The sequence below is a fragment of the Paenibacillus sp. 7523-1 genome, from assembly GCF_002276415.1.
In the GTDB taxonomy this organism is placed as follows: domain Bacteria; phylum Bacillota; class Bacilli; order Paenibacillales; family Paenibacillaceae; genus Paenibacillus; species Paenibacillus illinoisensis_A.
In genome coordinates this window covers 112,265-130,758 of sequence record NZ_NPBR01000004.1, presented here as the reverse complement: position 1 = coordinate 130,758, position 18,494 = coordinate 112,265, and the positions used below count along the sequence as shown (strand labels likewise).

Sequence of the window (18,494 nt, the reverse complement as noted above, 5' to 3'; positions counted from 1 at the left end):
AATATTTAGTGAGACTTTATTTGATAGTAATCTTTCTTATTTGCTTGGATAAATAAAGCGCCAGACATGTACTCATCACAGCAATACATAAGTCAAAAACAAATACTGCGGATATGCCAATATATTTAACGAGTAAACTTGTGACAAATGGGATAACCATGAAAGCCACACTTGCAGCAGCACTTACGTATGAAACGCTTACCCCTTTTTTTGCCGGAAATAAATCAATCATTACCGTCATAGCTAATTGATACATTCCTGAAGTAAACAGACCAAGGAAGAATGCGATAAACGGCGCCAACAAAGGATTACGGGACACAAGCAGCACAACCAAAAAGAGGGTTGCGACACCTGGTGTAACGATCATTGCCGTAATAGGTTTAATGAATTTCTTCAACAAGAATGCAAGCACCAAAACACAAATTAATCCGCCCATGCTGTAAAAACTAAGTAACTCTACTGCACTCTTCTCATTTAGAAGTAAAGCTTGTTTACCATAAGTAGGAAGCCATGTCTGAATAACCGATGACAACGACACAGAAAAAAAACCGATGATGACCAGAGCAGAACCTTCTTTCCAGCTATACAAGTCGGTCCTTTGCTCACCGGAATCTGTCTCACTTCTCTGCTTGTCAGGATTCTGGGTAGTCATTCCAGGAAATCGAATCGTTACAAAATACATTCCTAACAGAGCAAACAGAAACGCAGGTATGAAAAATGCATAACCAAAAAACAATTCTTTAGACATAAAAAAGGATATTAATGCCGGTAGAATGATGGCTCCTATTGACATGAATGCTTTTATTAACACAATTGCCGTACCTGCTGCCTCTTTGAAGCTTTCATTCAAGGCTGGGTAAGCACCAGAATCCAAAAGCGAATTACTGATTCCGGCAAAGAAAGCGAATAAGAGAGCAATCTGGAAGTGAGTTGATAATGGTGTTCCGACAAGAAAAACAGCGTATAACACAGCAGCTGCAATGATCAAAGGTTTTCTTCCATAACGATCGGATAATTTACCTGCAATATTAATGGTTAGTAAGTGGCCAATCCCAACAACAGAAATAAGCAAGCTAATATCTGTTTGGGCAACATGTAATCGCTCCGATAAAAATGTCATATTGGATGCGAGCATGATATTGACCATTCCTAGCAGTAAATAACTCAGATAAATCCCTAATCCCATTTTTAGATACGGAAATTTCATTTGCTGTCCCCTTTGCGAAATACAACTTCAACAATTCGTTAAAATTTCATTCCTTTGCCCCCTAATGATACAATTTTGTACGCCTATATTCGGAAATATACCTTGATGTATAAACCGTGGTATATCGATGCACAAAAATAATAAAAAAATATAAGTATCATCCTTTTAAATCAAGGGTTATATCTAGTATATCGATATACCAATGTTGCGCAGAACCTACTATACTCCCCTAAAAAAAATGTGTCAATATTGTGATTAATTTCACAGTTGTTTCGTTATCACGTTTAGCGTCCTATGGGGACGTCCTTTCATTTGAGTAATCGAATGATAAATCAAAAAAAACACCTTTCAGCGATACTTGGAACGTTAAAGTAACGATCCTTTTCTCACTGAGAGGTGTTTTTGTGTTTTATCCAATTTGGAAAAAATTTTTATTATTTAGATGTTTCTCTGACGACTAGTTCCGGCTTAAGAATAATCCGTTGAAGTCCTTCACTTTCACCAATAATCTTACTATGCAGAAGCTTGGCAGCTTGAATCCCGATCGATTTAGGGAAGGATGAGACCGTTGTTAGTGGTGGGTGGTAATTTTCTGCGTCTGGTATGTTATCAAATCCGACAACATCTACATCCCGTCCCACAACCTTCCCCTCCCTAGTTAACACCTTCATTACTCCGAAGGCAATCAAATCACTAAAGCAAAAAATGGCTGTAGGAGGATTCGGTAAACGTAATAAAACGTTCGCGGCTTCCTCTCCGCCTTCGCTTGTAGGGTCGCTGGCTATGATAATACTCTCTTCGAGTTCTAGATTATGATCCATAAACGCCTTCCGGTATCCATCCATTCTTTTCGTCCATGTCGAAGATTCTTTAATGCCGCCTAGAAAAGCTATTCTTTGATGCCCTTTTTTTGCTAAATGTGTGATAGCCAGGTACGTTCCTTCTTCATAGTCGATACCCGCATAATCGGCATGAATATTATACATTTCCCTATTCGCCAGCACTAAAGGAATTTTCAGATTATTTAACTGTTTTACGGTCTTTTCTAAACTGATGGAGGATGGATTCAGGATCAGACCATCAATCCTGTGTTCAACCATCGTTGAGATTAAATTTTGCTGCTTGCTTGCATTATCTGAGGTTGTACCGAGTAACACCGTGTAACCGAATTCCTCAAGTTTGTCCTGCGCTCCAATCAGAAATTCTGAGATGAATTTATTTGCAATATTAGTCACAATCACGCCAATCAAATTTGAACTTTGTGATCGCATATTGGCAGCTACTCGATCATAGATGTAACCTAATTCCTCAATCGAACTCAACACTTTTGCACGAGTTGCTTGTGGAATTCTGGGATTATTTCTAACCACCAGAGAAGCAGTCGTTGTAGAAACACCGGCGTGCTCCGCTACATCCTTCAGGGTTACTCGTTTTTTTGAATTTGTGTTTTTCATCTATTCCACCAACTTTTATCTATGTTAATATATTTTCTTATTTGAATCGTAGTAAAAATTTTTTTTTATATCAAAAGCTTCAACAAGAATTTTACTACATATTCTCGTCTACAACCACTTTCGGTGATGTTATTGCTTTTCACAGGAACGTGTTCTTCTTCTGCAACTCATTCGTATATAGAGAAGTTGTATCAAAGCTGACGTTTCAGTTCGTCAAAATACTTCACTGTAGTAGGTTATATCACAAATTTTCCAATGGCATTAGCCACACCATCATTATCATTTGAATCGGTTATGTAAACGGCGCATTTTTTTAGTTCAATGATCGCGTTCCCCATGGCTACAGGAAATCCGGACAGATGGAATAGGCCTAAATCGTTAAAATCATCCCCAAACACCATCACATTTTCTGATTTTACCCCAATTTCACTTAACACCCATTCCACGGCTTTTTCCTTTGAAGCTGATTTATGCATGATTTGGATCAATACGCCTCCATCCGTTGCGATCACGTTTACATGGTCACCAAATTGCTCGCTTAGATCCTTCCATGTGTTACAACCTAGAACTAATATTTTGGTCGGGGATAGAGAGTCTATATAGTGTTGGTCAACAACTTGAGGTTTCAGATCATTCGGACGGATACCGAATTGAGTGCATTGCGAGTCCAGAATTGGTTTTCTTGTGTACCATGAATCATTAACCTCGTATGAGATTATGGATTGAGGCATGTTTAACTCGATGAATGTATTAATCTGTTGGTTGATCTCCAGAGGGATAGGAATATGGCGCTCATTTTGTTTGGATTTGCATGTAACTAAAGCGCCATTGTAATAAATCATGTAATCTACAAACGGAAACTGCTTCACAAATTGATTTGCCGCTCTTGGCGGCCTTGCCGTGGCAATTATAATATGTATCCCTAAATCAAAACATCGTTTAACAGCCTGAACATTCCTGGGCGATATCGATTTATCACTTCCGAGCAAAGTTCCGTCCAGGTCCAGTACAATGGCCTTAATCGTAGACATCCGAATCCTCCTCACACAGCTAAATTGGTAAAATAATACTACGCTTTAAGAGGTATCGTCAACGAAAAAAGAAATTGCAGATATGAAGGAAGAGCATACAACCATTGTGGTTGGAAAAACGATCAGTACGCATTTACACCTAAGATTATGTTCGAGAGCAATGATCTGGAGTGTAACTTATTCGTACTTCGTCGTGTTTAATCTTCAAATGCCATAAGGAGGGTTCAATGCCAAAAGCCATTGTAATAACATTCCTGTCTATCTTTCTAATTTTTCTGACAGCATGTAGCAACGATAGTTTGCTAAAAGATAAACCAAGCATATCGGAAAGTGAACTGAAATATGATGCAGCTTCCGATATAACAAAAACGCAAGATGCAGTAACTAAATCATCGTCTAATATTGAATTTGAAGCTGGATTAACCATTGACCTAGAATCAGCTAAAGACTTGTTAAATGAAAATGAGCGCCCCGTGCTGAGTGTACTCGAAAAGAACCTGACTGCTCTCGTGCAGCATGATCACAAAATGTACCGATCGGGTTTTGTTGATGAACGACTTGCCGATGCGATGGAATTTTATTATGGGAAGCAGTTCCAATATAAATTCTCAAGTATCGAAAGCATTGAGGAAAGTACATTTATTAGGAATCAGGTGCATATTACGGTTCTTGGTGAACGTCTGGATACAACAACCGGCTCGGTTGAAGAAGTAAAATTGATGTATGCAATCCGGCAGAATGCACAACGAGATTGGGATATCTATACCATTGATTAGGGTCATTCATCTGCATCTGCTTCAATCTAGATTTATTAATAAGAAATAGCCCTTTCCATTATTACGAAAAGAATCAAGTTGGATGCGTAGTTGAAGAAGGCTCCGAGACTCTCCTCTCCGACATGAGCTAAGCCAAAATTCTCATTAAACTCAGTGGTCAACTGTAAACCACCTCTCATGGATCGCACATGTCATATTCCGTTTTGGATAGTTTAGAATAAAAATGACAACATTTGCCTAAACCATTCCAGAATGTTTGGAAGCACCTTCCTACACCTCAAAAACGACGGGTACATTACCGTACCGCACCAGTCTTTCTTTGAACAGAACCAGTGGAACTTGCGTCTTATCTTCCAGCGCTAGGTAGATGATCAGTCTTCCTGACCATAAACGACAAAAATACCGACCTTTCAACTTCAAAGGTCGGTTTACCCATTCGGGAGAAGAAAACAATGGTTATAACTGCATTATGGTCCACCCTTTGCAGTTATATACCATCTTCTGCTCTAACTCTAGTTGTTATTTGGACAATTCTGTAATATCAACGTTCATATGCTCCGTAAGCATTAAGGTAACATCCACTTTCACTTTGCTCCATAATAACGTCATTTTATGAATGTAACCTCTCACCGAATAATTTACCGTTAAACTTAGCTCAGATCTCTGTTCATCAATGATTTTAATATGGTGTTCCTTTAAACTTTGTTTGGATCGGTACATCTCTAAAGCGATTTTCTTTTGGGTACCGTCTAAGTAATCAACATAGACCGATTTCATCTTAAAGTTTGAAGCGTATATTTTATGCTTATCTACCTCCAGAGCACTTAACAGATAGGGAAGCTCTACCAGCCTCTTCACGAGTGCAAGTTCCTCAGAAGTCTGTCTCACCGTACACGCCTCCTTCTTCAAGTTTGACCGTGACCAATTGATCAAAATCGACCCATTCAAATCCATTGTGCATTTCAATTTTGATTTTCTTTCCAACGGTACTGACTGAAGTAATGATTCCGTGTATATATCGATTGCCCGACTCATTAAACACTTCAATGGTGGCTTGTAATGTATAGTTGAGCGACATATCTACATTTTGAGCAATGATCTCCCACTCATCCTCATGAATTAGCGGTTTGGCTTGAACATGAATTTGAGTACGATGCTGTATGATTCGTTCTTTATGTTGTGGAAGCATCATGCGGCTCGATTCCCATAATCCATTGGCCTCAAGTTTTTTGCTCATTTGTAGTGCCCCCCAATTTTAGATGCTCTATCGATTGCCTGACCAGCAGCTGTAATGGAGCTTGCTCGAAGTATGGCAATGTCGCCAAATCGATCCTTAATGTCGTCCATCACCTGATCAATAGCCCGTTTGTGCTCCTGATCATCAAAGAAAGATAGTTGATATGTATCCGCGTCGGATAATTGAGAAAGGGATACGCCTACACGGCGCACCGGTTGCCCATCCCAGTGTTGATGAAATATGCGTTTGGCGATCTTGCACACATCAACGGTTATGTTTGTTGGATCAGACAGCTTAACCTGCCTGTGAAAGCCTGTTGGATGGTCGAAATCTGCTCCAGACACACTCACGGAAACGACACTACCCATCAGTCCTTTTTTACGAGCTCTTCGGCATACTTCAGTACAGATATCGAGGATTACCACTTCGATCTCCCAAGCCTCTGTGTAATCTCTAGGCAAGGTCATTCCGTTGCCAATATCCTTTTGTGTACTGTGTGTGTTGACGGTTACCGGTGAGTTATCGAGTCCATTGGCGATGCGCCAGATCACCTCTCCATTAACGCCCCATTTACTTTTGAGTTTGGTAAGTGGTGTGTTCGCCAAGTCTCTAATGGTTCGGATACCCATCTTCCACAGATGTTTTTCCATTCTTGAGCCAATCCCCCACATATCGCGAATGGGCTTATCTCCAATGTGGAGGTGTAATTCTTCTTTCTTTAAGTGGAAAATGCCGCCATTGGCCTTTTTAGCGATCATATCGCAGCACAATTTACTAATGATTTTGTTTTCACCAATGCCCGCTCTTGCGTAAACCCCTGTTTCATTATAGATCTTATCTTGAATTTGCTTGGCTAGATCGACGGGATCATTACCGAATAGATGCATAGACCCTGTAAAATCAGCGAATAATTCGTCTATACTGTACGGCTCAACCAGATCGGTAAACTCCTCAATAATGGACATGATTTGAGTGGATACTTCAATGTATTCTTCCATATGAGGTCTAACAATGATTAGTTCAGGGCACTTCTGAAGCGACTGCCAGAGTGGTTCTGCGGTGGATACACCTTTCGCTTTGGCCAATGGACAAGCAGCAAGAATAATTCCAGAGCGTCTTGCTGGGTCGCCTGCAACGGCGAGGGGTCTATTTTTGTATTGAGGCATTTTCGCCTTTTCGACTGAAGCATAAAAGCTCTGCATATCAATGAGCATAATGGTTCGCTGCTTAGTCAACACTGAAATCACTCCTGTACTTTAAGAACGTATGTTTGTATATATTATAAACCGAACACACGTTCTTTATGCAAGAGGTAAATATTTATATTCATCGGAGGGATGGTCCTACTCAACTTTCATAAGCGTGTCTTACGACAAAGAAAGACCTTGAGGGAATAACCCTCAAGGTCGATCTGAGACTTTTTCATGATTGATTTAATTAATATATAGGTGGATACGCCCTTCTATATAAACAGATTATGGTTTGATTTGTCAGCCTGGCCCAGATAGTAACCTACACCACCAATCGTAACCTGATCCATGATCTCTTCCCGCTGGATACCCATCAGATCCATAGACATCTGACAAGCAACCATTTCAACACCTTGTGCTAACGCAGTTTGAATCAATTCCTCCAAAGAGGCGACGTTGTTTTTCTTCATGATGCCGCGAATAACTTTAGGACCGACACCAATCATATTCATTTTGGACAAGCCTAACTTGTGACTACCACGTGGCAGCATAAGATCAAACATACGGCCTATCATGTTTTTGGATACCGGTCCCGGCTGATGCTTGCGAATAATATTTAGTCCCCAGAATGTATAAAACATGGTTACTTTGCGCCCGCTTGCAGCTGCGCCATTAGCAATAATAAGAGAGGCTATGGCTTTATCCAGGTCGCCACTGAAGACAACCATCGTACTGGCAGGTTCCACATGTTGAGCTTCCGAAGCAGATGATTTGACCGTTTCTGTCTGCTTGGTTAGTACTGCTTCAATGATACCGTTCTTACCACGTTCCAACTGTATGAGTGCTGCACCAGACATTGCTGCCCATGCCTTTACATCCTCGTAAAACCCTGGATCAGAAGCTTTTACCCGTAGCGTTTCTCCATCTAATAGTTGATCCATCTTCTGCTTTACTTGTATTAAAGGACCAGGGCAGCTCAATCCACATACATCCAATTCTTCATCGATACGTTGGGACTGAGACTGAGCAGACGGTTGATCCTTCTGATGTAATGCATTTTGCTTTGAATGAGAAACATGATCGCTATGATTCTGATCATCTGTAACCTCATGCTTTTGGCCAGAATACGGAGCTGGTTTAAATTGAGCTTGGCGATACGTTTTGAATCCACCACTCAAATTTTTAACGTTGAAACCGTGCTGACGCAAAATTTGTGTTGCCGTATATCCCCGTAAACCTACTTGGCAGTATACCCAGATTTCTTTAGAGACATCTAGCTCATCCATTCTCTCACGAAGCTCATCCACTGGGATGTTTAATGATCCGGGAATGTGGCCATTCCGATGCTCTAGCTCGCTACGTACATCTAGTAGTATGGTTTGCTCCGGCTGGCGCATAGACAGCTGATCATAGGTGAATGTTTTGACACGTCCGGCCATAATATTTTCTGCTGCATACCCAGCCATGTTAACCGGATCTTTTGCTGATGAATAGGGCGGTGCATAACTCAGTTCAAGTTCAGTCAAGTCGCTTATATGACCCCCAAAATGAATTGCAACCGCAATGTCATCAATCCGTTTATCCACTCCTTCAAATCCAACTGCCTGGGCACCCAGGATTCTTCCTTCAGGTGAAAACAGCAATTTCAGAGTAATTGCACTCGATCCTGGATAATACGATGCATGAGAAGCAGGATGAACAATCACCGTATGATAATCCACGTTATGACGTTTTAATAACTTTTCATTGCTGCCCGTGGTTGCTCCAGTCAGTCCAAACACTTTAATAATAGAAGTCCCTTGTGTTCCTTTGTAGGTAGAATTAATGCCAGCAATCCGATCCGCAGCAATACGTCCTTGTTTGTTGGCAGGACCTGCAAGCGGAATCGCTGTCTTGGTTCCATGGATGTAATCACTGACTTCAATTGCATCACCAACCGCATATATATGCGGTATATTGGTTTCCATGGCCTCATTAACAATGATGTGTCCACGTGTCCCCAAGGAAATACCACTGCTTTGCAGAAATGAGGTATCTGGCGACACGCCAATCGCGAGAATCACAAGATCTCCTTTTAAAATGTGACCATCTGCAAGCTCGACCCCGATGCCATGCTCCAGTGAACGAAAACCCTTTACACGCTTGGAAAACTGCAAATTAACACCATGCTGCTCCATTTCTTGTGCCAGTGAAGCTGCGAGTTCAGGATCAAATGGAGTGAGCACTTGTTCGTTACCCTCAACCAGCGTTACATGTAGTCCAGCTTCCCTCAAATTTTCTGCCATTTCAACACCAATAAATCCACCACCAATAACGATTGCTGATTCGTTGTTAGATGCACTTATTGCATCTTTGATTCGATCAATATCTGGAATGTTACGCACTGTATAAATCAATGGATTATCTATACCCGGCAAATCAGGGAGCATCGGACGTGCACCGGGAGACAGAATCAACTCGTCATAGGTTTCTTCGTATTGACCGAGCTCCTCGCTGTTCACTAGAATCGTTTGATGCTGGGGGTTGATGGATATGACCTCACTCTGTGTACGTACATCAATTCGGAAGCGATCTGCCATTCCTTTAGGTGTTTGTACTAACAAACGGTCACGCTCAGCAATCGTTCCGCCTACATAATAAGGTAAGCCGCAGTTGGCGAATGAAATGTAGGGACCCTTTTCAAATATGACTATTTCCGCATGTTCATCCAGCCGGCGTAGGCGGGCTGCTGCTGACGCACCGCCCGCTACTCCACCAACAATGACTACTTTCTTACTCATGATTCACATTCATCCTCTCCAAATAAAACAGTTATAATCTGTTCAATACGTTGGTTTGCAAGTATATAATTCACTTCGAGGCCATTTCGCTCCGTATCAACAATTCCTGCACTGCGCAGCTTCTGTAAATGCTGGGAAACGGTTGATTGCGGCAGATCCAGACACTCCTGCATATAGGAAACATTACATTTCTTTTTACGCATCAACCCACGCACAATGCACAGGCGTATAGGATGGGAAAGGGCCTTCAGTAAGTTAGCAGGTTCCTCAAACTGCTTCAAATCACCGCTATCGTTAAATTCGAGTTTATCCAAACGTAATCCCCCTCCGTATCGTTATATTAGAATAATACGATATAGTAAAATGAAAGTCAAACTCCTGTATTTGTTATTTTCTATCCTATGTATTGAATGCTCTTCTTGGATACGACTAAGCTACGTTGATCTCACTTCCTTCACAAATCAATTCATGAAACTTACTTATGTCACCAACAGCGTGAATATCATAACGTAAAATGCCTCCAATGCCCTTCGGAAACAACTTCTACTGTTCCATCGATCACTTTGATGGCGGTTTGATCATCAATCGCATATGTAGGCCCTTGAATGCCAGCGGCCCATCTTTCAGCAGCAGCCATGGTGTTTTCTGGAAGCATTTCATGATCAAGATGCGAAAAATTGCAAAGTCAACCAGACCCAGTGACGCATCACCACCGCCGGGTGGAATCCAGCCAACAAAGTATCCCCCCAATGTTGGGTGCCATCTCCATACTACCCGCGCTCATTCCCACATAAACTGCCTGCAGCGATGGAAAGAGGTCTGTCAGTCCGGACCTGCCGCATCCAGTGGTTCAGGAAGAAGGCGTCGCCGCCCGCCACCAGCAGGACGTCTATTTCCTGAACCAGCGGCACCCAGCGGTCTTTACTGATGCTTGGCAGCGCGGTGAGCTCTAACACACCAACAGACTTCCGGCCCAGGTTAACCATGGGGTCCTCGGATTTCCCGCTGATGGACTCCCAGGTATTGACGCCAGGTCCGACCCAGGGGTGTCCATACATTGCGGTGGGAATACACAGTGCGTTGGAGTCGGCGATCGGCTTGTCCAACATGTCCACTAACGCGTCGCGTATGCTTTTGTTATTAACGGCCCGCAGAAGTTAGTAATAATTTCATAGCTTCACTCCTAGTCGCTTGGAACTTCTTAATTCAGCTTATTAGCTATATCATCTACCCTATATCCATTAAGACCATCTCGTCGAAACGACATTTGAACTGTTTCTGGCTGCTCTCCTTTCATCACCGTCATTTCTAAAATAAATTCTATCTGCAGAGTGTCTGAGCCTTGGATCGGTAACACATGGACATTCGAGTACAAAAAGTTGTCTTGGTACTTTTGACGAAGAGCACTCATTATTTGAGGATTCAATTCAACTATCAATGCCTGTTGAATTAACGTGCATGGCGTTGTATTTGTTGCTGGCAGAGTGTCTTCGCCCGAAGCTGGGGTTTCTATTAGCGAAGCTAACCCAAGGGCTAAAACGAACGTCAAAATTATTTTTATCAAATGCAATCACCTCATAGTTGGGATATTTTATTTTTCCCAAAATGAGGATTTGAATGCTGTTTCAACTAATTTCTTACAGCTTTTTTGAAGAAAGTAGACATTTGATTGAAACCGTACAGACTGTTGCTAGTAAATGTAATGGTTTGTCCCTTGGTGTTTGTTAAAAAATGTTCATTCCAAGAATCAATCATGGAGGTAGTCAATTCAGCCAATTCTTTATTAGCGAAATACCCTAGAGAGATGTGAGGTGTATAGGAATATCCGCACGTTTCTAATCCGAAATGTCCCTTATACTCTTCAATAAGGTATTTTCTTTCTTTTTCAATCTTATGTAAGATGGCTTGAGAATGAGAATTCGCAGGTTTTAGACTTGCTACTAGCACAGAATTCCCCCACTTTAGGAGTCTATCAAATTGAAATGTAATGGGTTCTTTCATGTTGATATTTAGCGGCTGGTTTTCGATACAGAGAAACTCATTTTCTCTCAGAAAGGAATGCGGTAAACCTTCAAGCAGATCTTCGGCTTTGAACCTATGTTGGCGTGAGACAGCTTGAACGTTGGCTTCATTAATTCCATCCCAAAGCGTCACATGATAAGAATGGGAAGGTAAAGGGCAAAACAGATATGTATTGTTCAATTCTGTGAATATTGTAAGAGTTTGATATAAACTTTTGTATAATCTTAATTCTTCAGTTTCAATATCACAACTAAGTAACCTCAGCTCTCTACTTTCATCTAAGGGAAATAATCGGTCTGATGGATTATCAAATAGAATTGAGAATCCTCTAAATTGTGACCACTGGGGCGTAAATCCAGAAACTTTAGGATTAGTAATGAGAAACATATTCACCCTCCATTTAACAATCTACTTTGACTATTATTATTTCCATGCGAGTAATTGTGATCCCTTTTATTTCATTAAACTGTCCTACCCATTAATTCAACGCGATTATGATAAGGTTTCCCATACATCCTGTTCAGCTAATTAGCTGTCCCTCTAATCTATTATTTCTCATCTATTAATAGGTAGAAGCACGATCGTTGCGATTAGTAGAATCATATATTAATACATAAACATGAATAACTATGAAGGAAGTGATAAGATGCTGGATTGTATAATCTCTCCTTCCATTACGATACTAGGCAGCAGCGGAGGTGCGGCTAAAGCGGTATTAGCCATTCTTAATCAATCCGTTCAAGATAAAAATGACCCTATGCACTCTATCATTAACCAATCACAATTCCACCTCATTGATATGAACCAAAAGGATAAAGCATATTATGATCAACTCTGCCCCCATCTTTCGAAACAAATCAAAATCAACCAGTTAGATCTTAAAAAAGTCAGCGACTTCCGAAAGCACCTTACTAAAACAAACACAAAAGTAGTCATTGATGTATCATGGGCCGATACGATCGAGATGCTTAACTGCTGTAACGAACTAGGCATATTATATGTTAATTCTGCCCTTGAGAATGAGGAGGTGGATAATAACGAGAGCATGCACGGGTTTCCCCTTGCAGAGCGAAATATTAAATATCAAACTAGAAAAACTGATTTCACCCATACAACCGCCATTACATGCTCAGGTATGAATCCTGGCGTCGTACAATGGATGGCTATAAAACTGATGCAAGAAAATCCAGATAAAAAACCTTTAGCCTGCTACATTGTTGAGCATGATACCTCCTTTTTTGCAGACCAAACATTAATTGAACCTAACACCATTTATACTTCTTGGTCAGTCGAATGTTTCCTGGATGAAGCCATATTAAGCTATCCGATGTTTGTTCATAATCATTTGCCTCATTATTTTTATGAACAGGTCTATTCAATGGAATACAAAGTAAGGTTAGGAGACAAGGAATTTTACGGATGTCTGATGCCGCATGAAGAAGTGCTAACACTAGGTGAGTTGTTTGATATGCAGATTGGATTTATTTATCGTGTTAGTGAGTATACAACGAATTTAATTCGAAACCATTTAGATCGAGTAGACGATTTATGGAATTGGAACCAGCGCATAATTGATCCAGACAAAGGGGAGGTTGAAGGGGCTGACCTCGTTGGAGTTCTTTTGGTTTACGAGGATCATGAAAAGTTTATGTATAATTCGATGAAAAGTAGTAGCATTTATGCTCAGTACAAAACAAATGCCACGTATTTTCAAGTCGCATGCGGCATTTATGCTGCCTTGGCCAGCCTAATACTGGATGATATTCCTGTAGGTATTTATAACGTTCATGAGCTCCTGCTCAAAACCGAAAGCAAGTACGAACAATATCTAACGTACCATATGACTGATTTTGTCGTGGGAGAAAATAAAGATTCCGATGGATTACTTCATCAAAGATTAAAATGGACTAAATGATAGATGGCTTAGAGTACAACCATATGCAATAAGCTGACGAAGACGGACAAGTCTATAGAGCAGGTATAAGGTAATGGATAGTACTGCACAAAAATGGAAAGAAGCCGCATCTCAAGAATCCTCCCTAGTTTTCACTTCCAAAGTTTCATTCATCTAAACTGCCCTTAGCTCAATAAAAAGACAGCCGATCATGTTGGTCGGCTGCCATTTTTCTTACGATAATTTTTCAAAAAAAGCCGCATGACTGGAACTGCCCTACAGTGAATATGACATGACCTAATCACTCTGCTGGATGCTCAGCTAGATTTCGCAAGAAAAAGTTCTCCCGCCTTGGCTGCCTCTATGAACAATTTGTCTGTGATTTGTAGCATAATAGCCCGGTTCATTGCTACTTTGGAAGGAAAAACAATGTTGGATGCAAGCGGATCAGCCCATGAGTTCCAATTGCTATCATTTAGTTTATCATAAATCATTGAAAAAATATGAGCATCGTCTAATAGATATTTCCATTTTAAATAACTTAAGTAGTCATCATTTCCACTTGAAAAGATGGATGGGCTGCTTCAATGGTCAAATAAAGATTACATTTGTGACCCGAACTGTATCAAAACCTCTGCATCTTCTTGAGCTAATCCTTTGCCAATCTTGGCTTGCACTTGATGGACAAATCCGTTGATTGCGCCTTTTTTTCCTCCCTCATTACCTGATTCATCGGCTCTTTCTACTTTGGTCAATTGTTCCTTTAGTCTATCAGCCAGCTCTTGATCATTAGCGAGAAACTTGTCGATAAGTCCTGCCATACCTTTATAGGTAAGGATCACCTCATAAGAAAAAGAAGAATTCGTAGCGTTCCCAGCGATATCATGGGCGGAAGCATGGACCAAATGCTCCCCAACACCATTCAAATAGGCGTGGCGATCCGCAAGCACAGCATCACAATCACTTTTAGCTACACCTGATAATGCATCCTGAGCGGAGCATTCGATCCGCACTTCCTCATCCAGCTCGTAGACGGAATTCCCTGAAAATTCGATGATAGGAGCCGTTTTGTCAATCTTAACTTCGGTAGTAGAGGGTACCCGGGGCACACCATAAGCCGATGCCGACCAATAAGTTACGGCCGTCACTCCTTCTTCGCGTACGGTAAACTCAGTGGTACCACCTTCGGTCTCACGCTGATTGATTTCCTCAGCCCCCGTAGTTTCGAAAAAGATAGAGCTTGCTCCTTCCGATTTTAGAGTAATCGAAACATCTTCATGGTGCCAACCCTGCTCATTTGCCTGCGGATTAAACGCAGCTTCAGTTAAGGGAGCCGTATTATCTTTAACCGTTACGGAAAAATCGTCATAGTAAGCTGTGGAGATATTATAGCGGCTGGTTACCGCAATTAGTCTGGCATAAGCCGTTCCTTCCGGTGCCGTACCGCGGAGAGTTACTTTTTGCCATTGGTGAAGTCGCGATTCATCCAGATGCGTTTCCAAAGTAGACAAGCTGTGCCCTTCTGCATTATAAAATCGGAACATGAAACCAGGCTGGCCTGACTCAATATATATTTGAGTACTTGCGGTATACTCCTCTCCAGGCACTAATGCGATTGGATCGCTTTGCACTGCAACGGAGCCAGTACGAATAAGATCCGTTGTTTTCAGGCTGTAATCACCTGCGTAACTCTTGTTGCTGCTACGCTCAAATTTAACATCCCCACTTGTTGCAAACAGTGAAGTCCAGCCCGGCAGCTTTCCGCTCTCTTCTGGCTGCTCCAACCCGGCATTATTTACCGGTAAAGGGAGCCCCGGCGGTTCGGCCACAATCTCACCATCAATTTGGATTCGATACAGAACCGTATTGGTTGCGAGATCTGTGAAATACAGGTCCCCATCCATCCCAAGATCAAATCTCGAAGCATCCGTTAATGTTCTGAAATCCAGTGTTTCGGGATCAATCACTGTCAGCTTGTTGTTAAACAGGACATACAAAAGTCCGTCTTCCGACCAACGCATCGGATGATGATGCCACTGGGTGTAATAGAGCTTCGGATAAATCTTTTTATATTTTACAAGTTGGTACGTATCCGGATCGATTGCAAATATATATTCGTAGGATGCTCCCCAGATCAATCCATCCGGCCCGAGAGACAGGTCCCCAATGAAAATCGGATCGACAAGTTCGGGAATATCCAACGTAAACTCCGTTATTTTTTGCTCATTTTGAACATCCCACACAAAAATTTTGGCCTCCTGCTCGCTCGGCGTGGAGCCCAGTCCTCCTCTGATGGTCGTAGATCCAAAAACTTTCCCGTCTACATAAGCGGTACTAAGCACACTCTGATTCTGAACTACATTTCGATGGACTTTGGTTTCACCTGTAGCGGTATCATGGACTGTAAGCGATCCTCCCAGCGTCCCGTATCCTGAGATGGTCGAAATAAACAGTTTACCGTCCCCTTCAGACATATGCACAAGACGTTCCTGATCGTTCCCGAGTACAGCGAGACGCTGCGGATTTGTGCTTCCCGGTTCTTGATTCAGATCATAAACGTACAAGCCACCTTCCGGGTAGACTCCCATATAGACTTTATTTCCAATTGGATATACACTGTCCGCTTGACCAATGCTGAAAGGTTTTGTCGTCATGGTCTCTAAGTCAACTAACGAAGATCTGGCTTGAGAACCCGTTGTTATAAGCTGTGTATCGGAAACACTTTGGAGACGATTGACGACTCCCGGCAATCCCGGAATAATCGGCGGCTGTACAATGACTTTTTGGGTATCGATATTGAGCATGGCAACTCCACCGTCATATCGTACCGTAACGAGCGTTTTTCCCGGCAGCTCGGGATTGTTCTGAAACTCTACCCAATCCGCCCCTCTGAACCCACTCTCATAGGTCATGCCGGTTTCCTCTACCTGATGTGTCGCGAGGTCAAAGGTTTTCAGTTTTTTCTCGGACATATAATACAGCTTTCCATCCACAGAGTCAGCTGCGTGAAGACCGGTTACCTGCTGGAGCTCCACATCAAGCCAGCTTCCTGTTGTAGTATCGTAAATATAACCCTCACCCGGTACACCACTTCCATCCGTATAACGCGCGAACAAATAACGGTTATCGATCGTACTCAAATCGTATACTGTATCGTTTTTGACGGTAAGCGAAGCGGCAATATTCGTTTTTTCACCCGTAGCCAAATCCACACGCACGATCTGTTCATGGGCTGTACCGGCATAAATATATCCCCCCTGGTAAGCAATGGAGCGAACATACTCCTGATCAAGCGCACCGATAACACGGCCATAATCCCTCACTTGCTTGGTCACAGGATCATACTGCCAAACCTTTCCGCCCGGATAAGTCCCCACATACACTCTACCCTGTTCATCCGTCGTGATACTATTAGAGACAGACTGTCCTTCGAATTGAGCCACTTGAACAGCCTGATGGGTGACTGGCGAATACTCCCATAATCGTGCACCCGATCCTTCGGCAGCCACATAAAGCGTACCGTTCGGCGCAACAGTATGCGCCCAGGAGCTTTCCGATGGCCCAAGTGAAATCGTACGAAGCAGTTTGTACTCTTCGAGGTCAATCACATTCAGGAAGCCAGGCTTGCCTTTACTCGTGGCATACATGACTGGTTTTCCATCCTCATAGCCTACAGTTCCGTTAAAGACAGCTACCGTGTAATTGTTGGGAACAAGCAGTTCTTCAGGGTCGCCGAAGTTTTTTTGAGTAAGCCTGGATTCCTCTGCTTGGGCAGGAGCAGACTGCACGGGAAACATCACAATAACAAGTAAACAACTCATGAACATGATGATCAGGTTGAAAAAAGGCTTTTTCATCACACATCTCCCCTTCTTCATGCATTAAAAATACTTGATCAACGTGGCAAGTGCCCCTTGAGCCGAATCAGATTGATAATTTTCATAAGCTTCAGATGCTTCATCCAAGGCATACATATGCGTGATGGCAGGACTTACCGTAATTCGCTTATCAGCAAGCAGCCTGACGTATTCGTCCATATTTCTTCCTTCTGTCCACCGCACGAAACCGATGGGATAATCCTGATTGTGCTGCTCGTACTGCAGATCGTACCTTCCAGGTCCGCCTGCTCTAGAGATAAGTACCTGGGCTTCTTTGCGAAACATCAAATCTCTAGAAAACTCCATAGACAAATCACCAACAATCACGACTTTTCCCCGATCACGAAGCCACTCAAGTGACTTGTTGATCAGCACTTCTCCAGGCCCGCCAGCACATAAGAGGATGGAATCAAATCCTAAACCTCCCGTTTCGTTCATCACAAAACGCTCCACTTCCTCTTCAGTTGAAAAGCCTGCTTGAATGCCCATCTGCTCCTGAAGCAGCTGAACCCGTGCTTTGCTCAGATCGTATGCAGCCGTGTGACATGCACCAGCAGCGGCGATTTGGGCCACAAGATTACCGAGAATGCCCAGTCCAACAACAAGCACCTTGTCGCCGAATCTCACGTCAGCCGTCCGAAGCGCATGTATGGCGATGGCTCCGAGCCCCGTAAATGCGGCCTCCTCTGGTTTGACATGTTGAGGTACTTTGGTTACCAGATTGGTCGGTACCGAAATGAGTTCAGCATGCCTTACATAAGGCACACCATAACAAGCTACCCGGTCTCCCGGTATAATATCTCTGACTTCACTTCCCGTTTTTTCCACAATCCCAACAGCGCTATAGCCAAGGTATACCGGGGATACGCCTGATCTTTTAATCGCACTCATTTCCGTACCAGGACTAATGCCAGAATATTCGGTCCTCACTTGCACATGTCGTTTGTTCAGTTCGGGTATATCCGCTTGCAGTATCGTGACCTTCCCTTCCTTTGCAGCAACGATTTTCATTAGATACGGCTCCT

General features: G+C 42.4%; 14 protein-coding genes and 1 pseudogene. 2 read left to right on the top strand and 13 right to left on the bottom strand.

Translation table 11 applies throughout. From position 1 onward, the window contains the following. Positions 1 to 16 precede the first annotated feature (16 nt). The 3 genes from CHH60_RS02545 to CHH60_RS02535 all read right to left on the bottom strand — a co-directional run bounded on the left by CHH60_RS02545 (position 17) and on the right by CHH60_RS02535 (position 3,692). Complete coding sequence (locus tag CHH60_RS02545) at positions 17 to 1,207, bottom strand: MFS transporter (protein ID WP_095357761.1); 1,191 nt, start codon at positions 1,205 to 1,207, stop codon at positions 17 to 19. A 434-nt stretch (positions 1,208 to 1,641) separates the two neighbouring features. Next, on the bottom strand, positions 1,642 to 2,661 hold the full coding sequence (locus CHH60_RS02540) for a LacI family DNA-binding transcriptional regulator (RefSeq protein WP_095357760.1): 1,020 nt from the start codon (positions 2,659 to 2,661) through the stop codon (positions 1,642 to 1,644). A gap of 236 nt (positions 2,662 to 2,897) precedes the next feature. Beyond that, positions 2,898 to 3,692, bottom strand: a complete 795-nt coding sequence (locus CHH60_RS02535) for a Cof-type HAD-IIB family hydrolase (RefSeq protein ID WP_095357759.1) — start codon at positions 3,690 to 3,692, stop codon at positions 2,898 to 2,900. A 227-nt stretch (positions 3,693 to 3,919) separates the two neighbouring features. Here CHH60_RS02535 and CHH60_RS02530 point away from each other — a divergent pair, with 227 nt between their 5' ends. After that, entirely contained in the window at positions 3,920 to 4,468 is a 549-nt protein-coding gene (locus CHH60_RS02530; RefSeq protein WP_095357758.1) for a hypothetical protein, read from the top strand. A 519-nt stretch (positions 4,469 to 4,987) separates the two neighbouring features. Here CHH60_RS02530 and CHH60_RS02525 read toward each other — a convergent pair. The 8 genes and pseudogenes from CHH60_RS02525 to CHH60_RS02490 all read right to left on the bottom strand — a co-directional run bounded on the left by CHH60_RS02525 (position 4,988) and on the right by CHH60_RS02490 (position 12,084). Further along, positions 4,988 to 5,356: a hypothetical protein gene (locus CHH60_RS02525; protein ID WP_095357757.1), complete on the bottom strand. Its 369-nt coding sequence runs from the start codon at positions 5,354 to 5,356 to the stop codon at positions 4,988 to 4,990. Beyond that, entirely contained in the window at positions 5,340 to 5,705 is a 366-nt protein-coding gene (locus CHH60_RS02520) for a YolD-like family protein (RefSeq protein WP_095357756.1), read from the bottom strand. Before CHH60_RS02520 ends, CHH60_RS02525 begins: the two co-directional genes overlap by 17 nt. Beyond that, the gene (locus CHH60_RS02515; RefSeq protein WP_176475967.1) at positions 5,702 to 6,919 is read right to left on the bottom strand and encodes a DNA polymerase IV; all 1,218 of its coding nucleotides are present in this window, start codon (positions 6,917 to 6,919) and stop codon (positions 5,702 to 5,704) included. Before CHH60_RS02515 ends, CHH60_RS02520 begins: the two co-directional genes overlap by 4 nt. Positions 6,920 to 7,167: 248 nt before the next feature. Then, positions 7,168 to 9,675: an FAD-dependent oxidoreductase gene (locus tag CHH60_RS02510; RefSeq protein WP_095357754.1), complete on the bottom strand. Its 2,508-nt coding sequence runs from the start codon at positions 9,673 to 9,675 to the stop codon at positions 7,168 to 7,170. Then, a complete protein-coding gene (locus tag CHH60_RS02505; protein WP_255247790.1) occupies positions 9,672 to 9,989 on the bottom strand; it encodes an ArsR/SmtB family transcription factor in 318 nt (105 codons plus the stop codon). Before CHH60_RS02505 ends, CHH60_RS02510 begins: the two co-directional genes overlap by 4 nt. Before the next feature lie 188 nt (positions 9,990 to 10,177). Beyond that, positions 10,178 to 10,848: pseudogene (locus CHH60_RS02500) on the bottom strand (Type 1 glutamine amidotransferase-like domain-containing protein). 28 nt (positions 10,849 to 10,876) lie between these two features. After that, the gene (locus CHH60_RS02495) at positions 10,877 to 11,239 is read right to left on the bottom strand and encodes a hypothetical protein (RefSeq protein WP_095357753.1); all 363 of its coding nucleotides are present in this window, start codon (positions 11,237 to 11,239) and stop codon (positions 10,877 to 10,879) included. 65 nt (positions 11,240 to 11,304) lie between these two features. Then, the gene (locus CHH60_RS02490) at positions 11,305 to 12,084 is read right to left on the bottom strand and encodes a hypothetical protein (protein WP_095357752.1); all 780 of its coding nucleotides are present in this window, start codon (positions 12,082 to 12,084) and stop codon (positions 11,305 to 11,307) included. A 259-nt stretch (positions 12,085 to 12,343) separates the two neighbouring features. Between CHH60_RS02490 and CHH60_RS02485 the strand changes: the two genes are divergently transcribed. After that, complete coding sequence (locus CHH60_RS02485; protein ID WP_095357751.1) at positions 12,344 to 13,612, top strand: S-adenosylmethionine decarboxylase related protein; 1,269 nt, start codon at positions 12,344 to 12,346, stop codon at positions 13,610 to 13,612. 581 nt (positions 13,613 to 14,193) lie between these two features. Here the strand turns inward: CHH60_RS02485 and CHH60_RS02480 are convergent. Then, positions 14,194 to 17,448, bottom strand: coding sequence for a PQQ-binding-like beta-propeller repeat protein (locus CHH60_RS02480; RefSeq protein WP_255247789.1), 3,255 nt, complete (start codon positions 17,446 to 17,448; stop codon positions 14,194 to 14,196). 24 nt (positions 17,449 to 17,472) lie between these two features. Continuing rightward, positions 17,473 to 18,480, bottom strand: a complete 1,008-nt coding sequence (locus CHH60_RS02475; RefSeq protein ID WP_095357749.1) for a zinc-dependent alcohol dehydrogenase — start codon at positions 18,478 to 18,480, stop codon at positions 17,473 to 17,475. Positions 18,481 to 18,494 lie beyond the last annotated feature (14 nt).

What these genes read in the sequence shown, in the direction of transcription:
- CHH60_RS02485 (WP_095357751.1), top strand. Translation starts at nt 12,344, where the DNA reads ATGCTGGATTGTATAATCTCTCCTTCCATTACGATACTAGGCAGCAGC.
- CHH60_RS02475 (WP_095357749.1), bottom strand. Translation starts at nt 18,480, where the DNA reads ATGAAAATCGTTGCTGCAAAGGAAGGGAAGGTCACGATACTGCAAGCG.
- CHH60_RS02480 (WP_255247789.1), bottom strand. Translation starts at nt 17,448, where the DNA reads ATGAAAAAGCCTTTTTTCAACCTGATCATCATGTTCATGAGTTGTTTA.
- CHH60_RS02520 (WP_095357756.1), bottom strand. Translation starts at nt 5,705, where the DNA reads ATGAGCAAAAAACTTGAGGCCAATGGATTATGGGAATCGAGCCGCATG.
- CHH60_RS02545 (WP_095357761.1), bottom strand. Translation starts at nt 1,207, where the DNA reads ATGAAATTTCCGTATCTAAAAATGGGATTAGGGATTTATCTGAGTTAT.
- CHH60_RS02515 (WP_176475967.1), bottom strand. Translation starts at nt 6,919, where the DNA reads ATGCTCATTGATATGCAGAGCTTTTATGCTTCAGTCGAAAAGGCGAAA.
- CHH60_RS02490 (WP_095357752.1), bottom strand. Translation starts at nt 12,084, where the DNA reads ATGTTTCTCATTACTAATCCTAAAGTTTCTGGATTTACGCCCCAGTGG.
- CHH60_RS02510 (WP_095357754.1), bottom strand. Translation starts at nt 9,675, where the DNA reads ATGAGTAAGAAAGTAGTCATTGTTGGTGGAGTAGCGGGCGGTGCGTCA.
- CHH60_RS02540 (WP_095357760.1), bottom strand. Translation starts at nt 2,661, where the DNA reads ATGAAAAACACAAATTCAAAAAAACGAGTAACCCTGAAGGATGTAGCG.
- CHH60_RS02530 (WP_095357758.1), top strand. Translation starts at nt 3,920, where the DNA reads ATGCCAAAAGCCATTGTAATAACATTCCTGTCTATCTTTCTAATTTTT.
- CHH60_RS02535 (WP_095357759.1), bottom strand. Translation starts at nt 3,692, where the DNA reads ATGTCTACGATTAAGGCCATTGTACTGGACCTGGACGGAACTTTGCTC.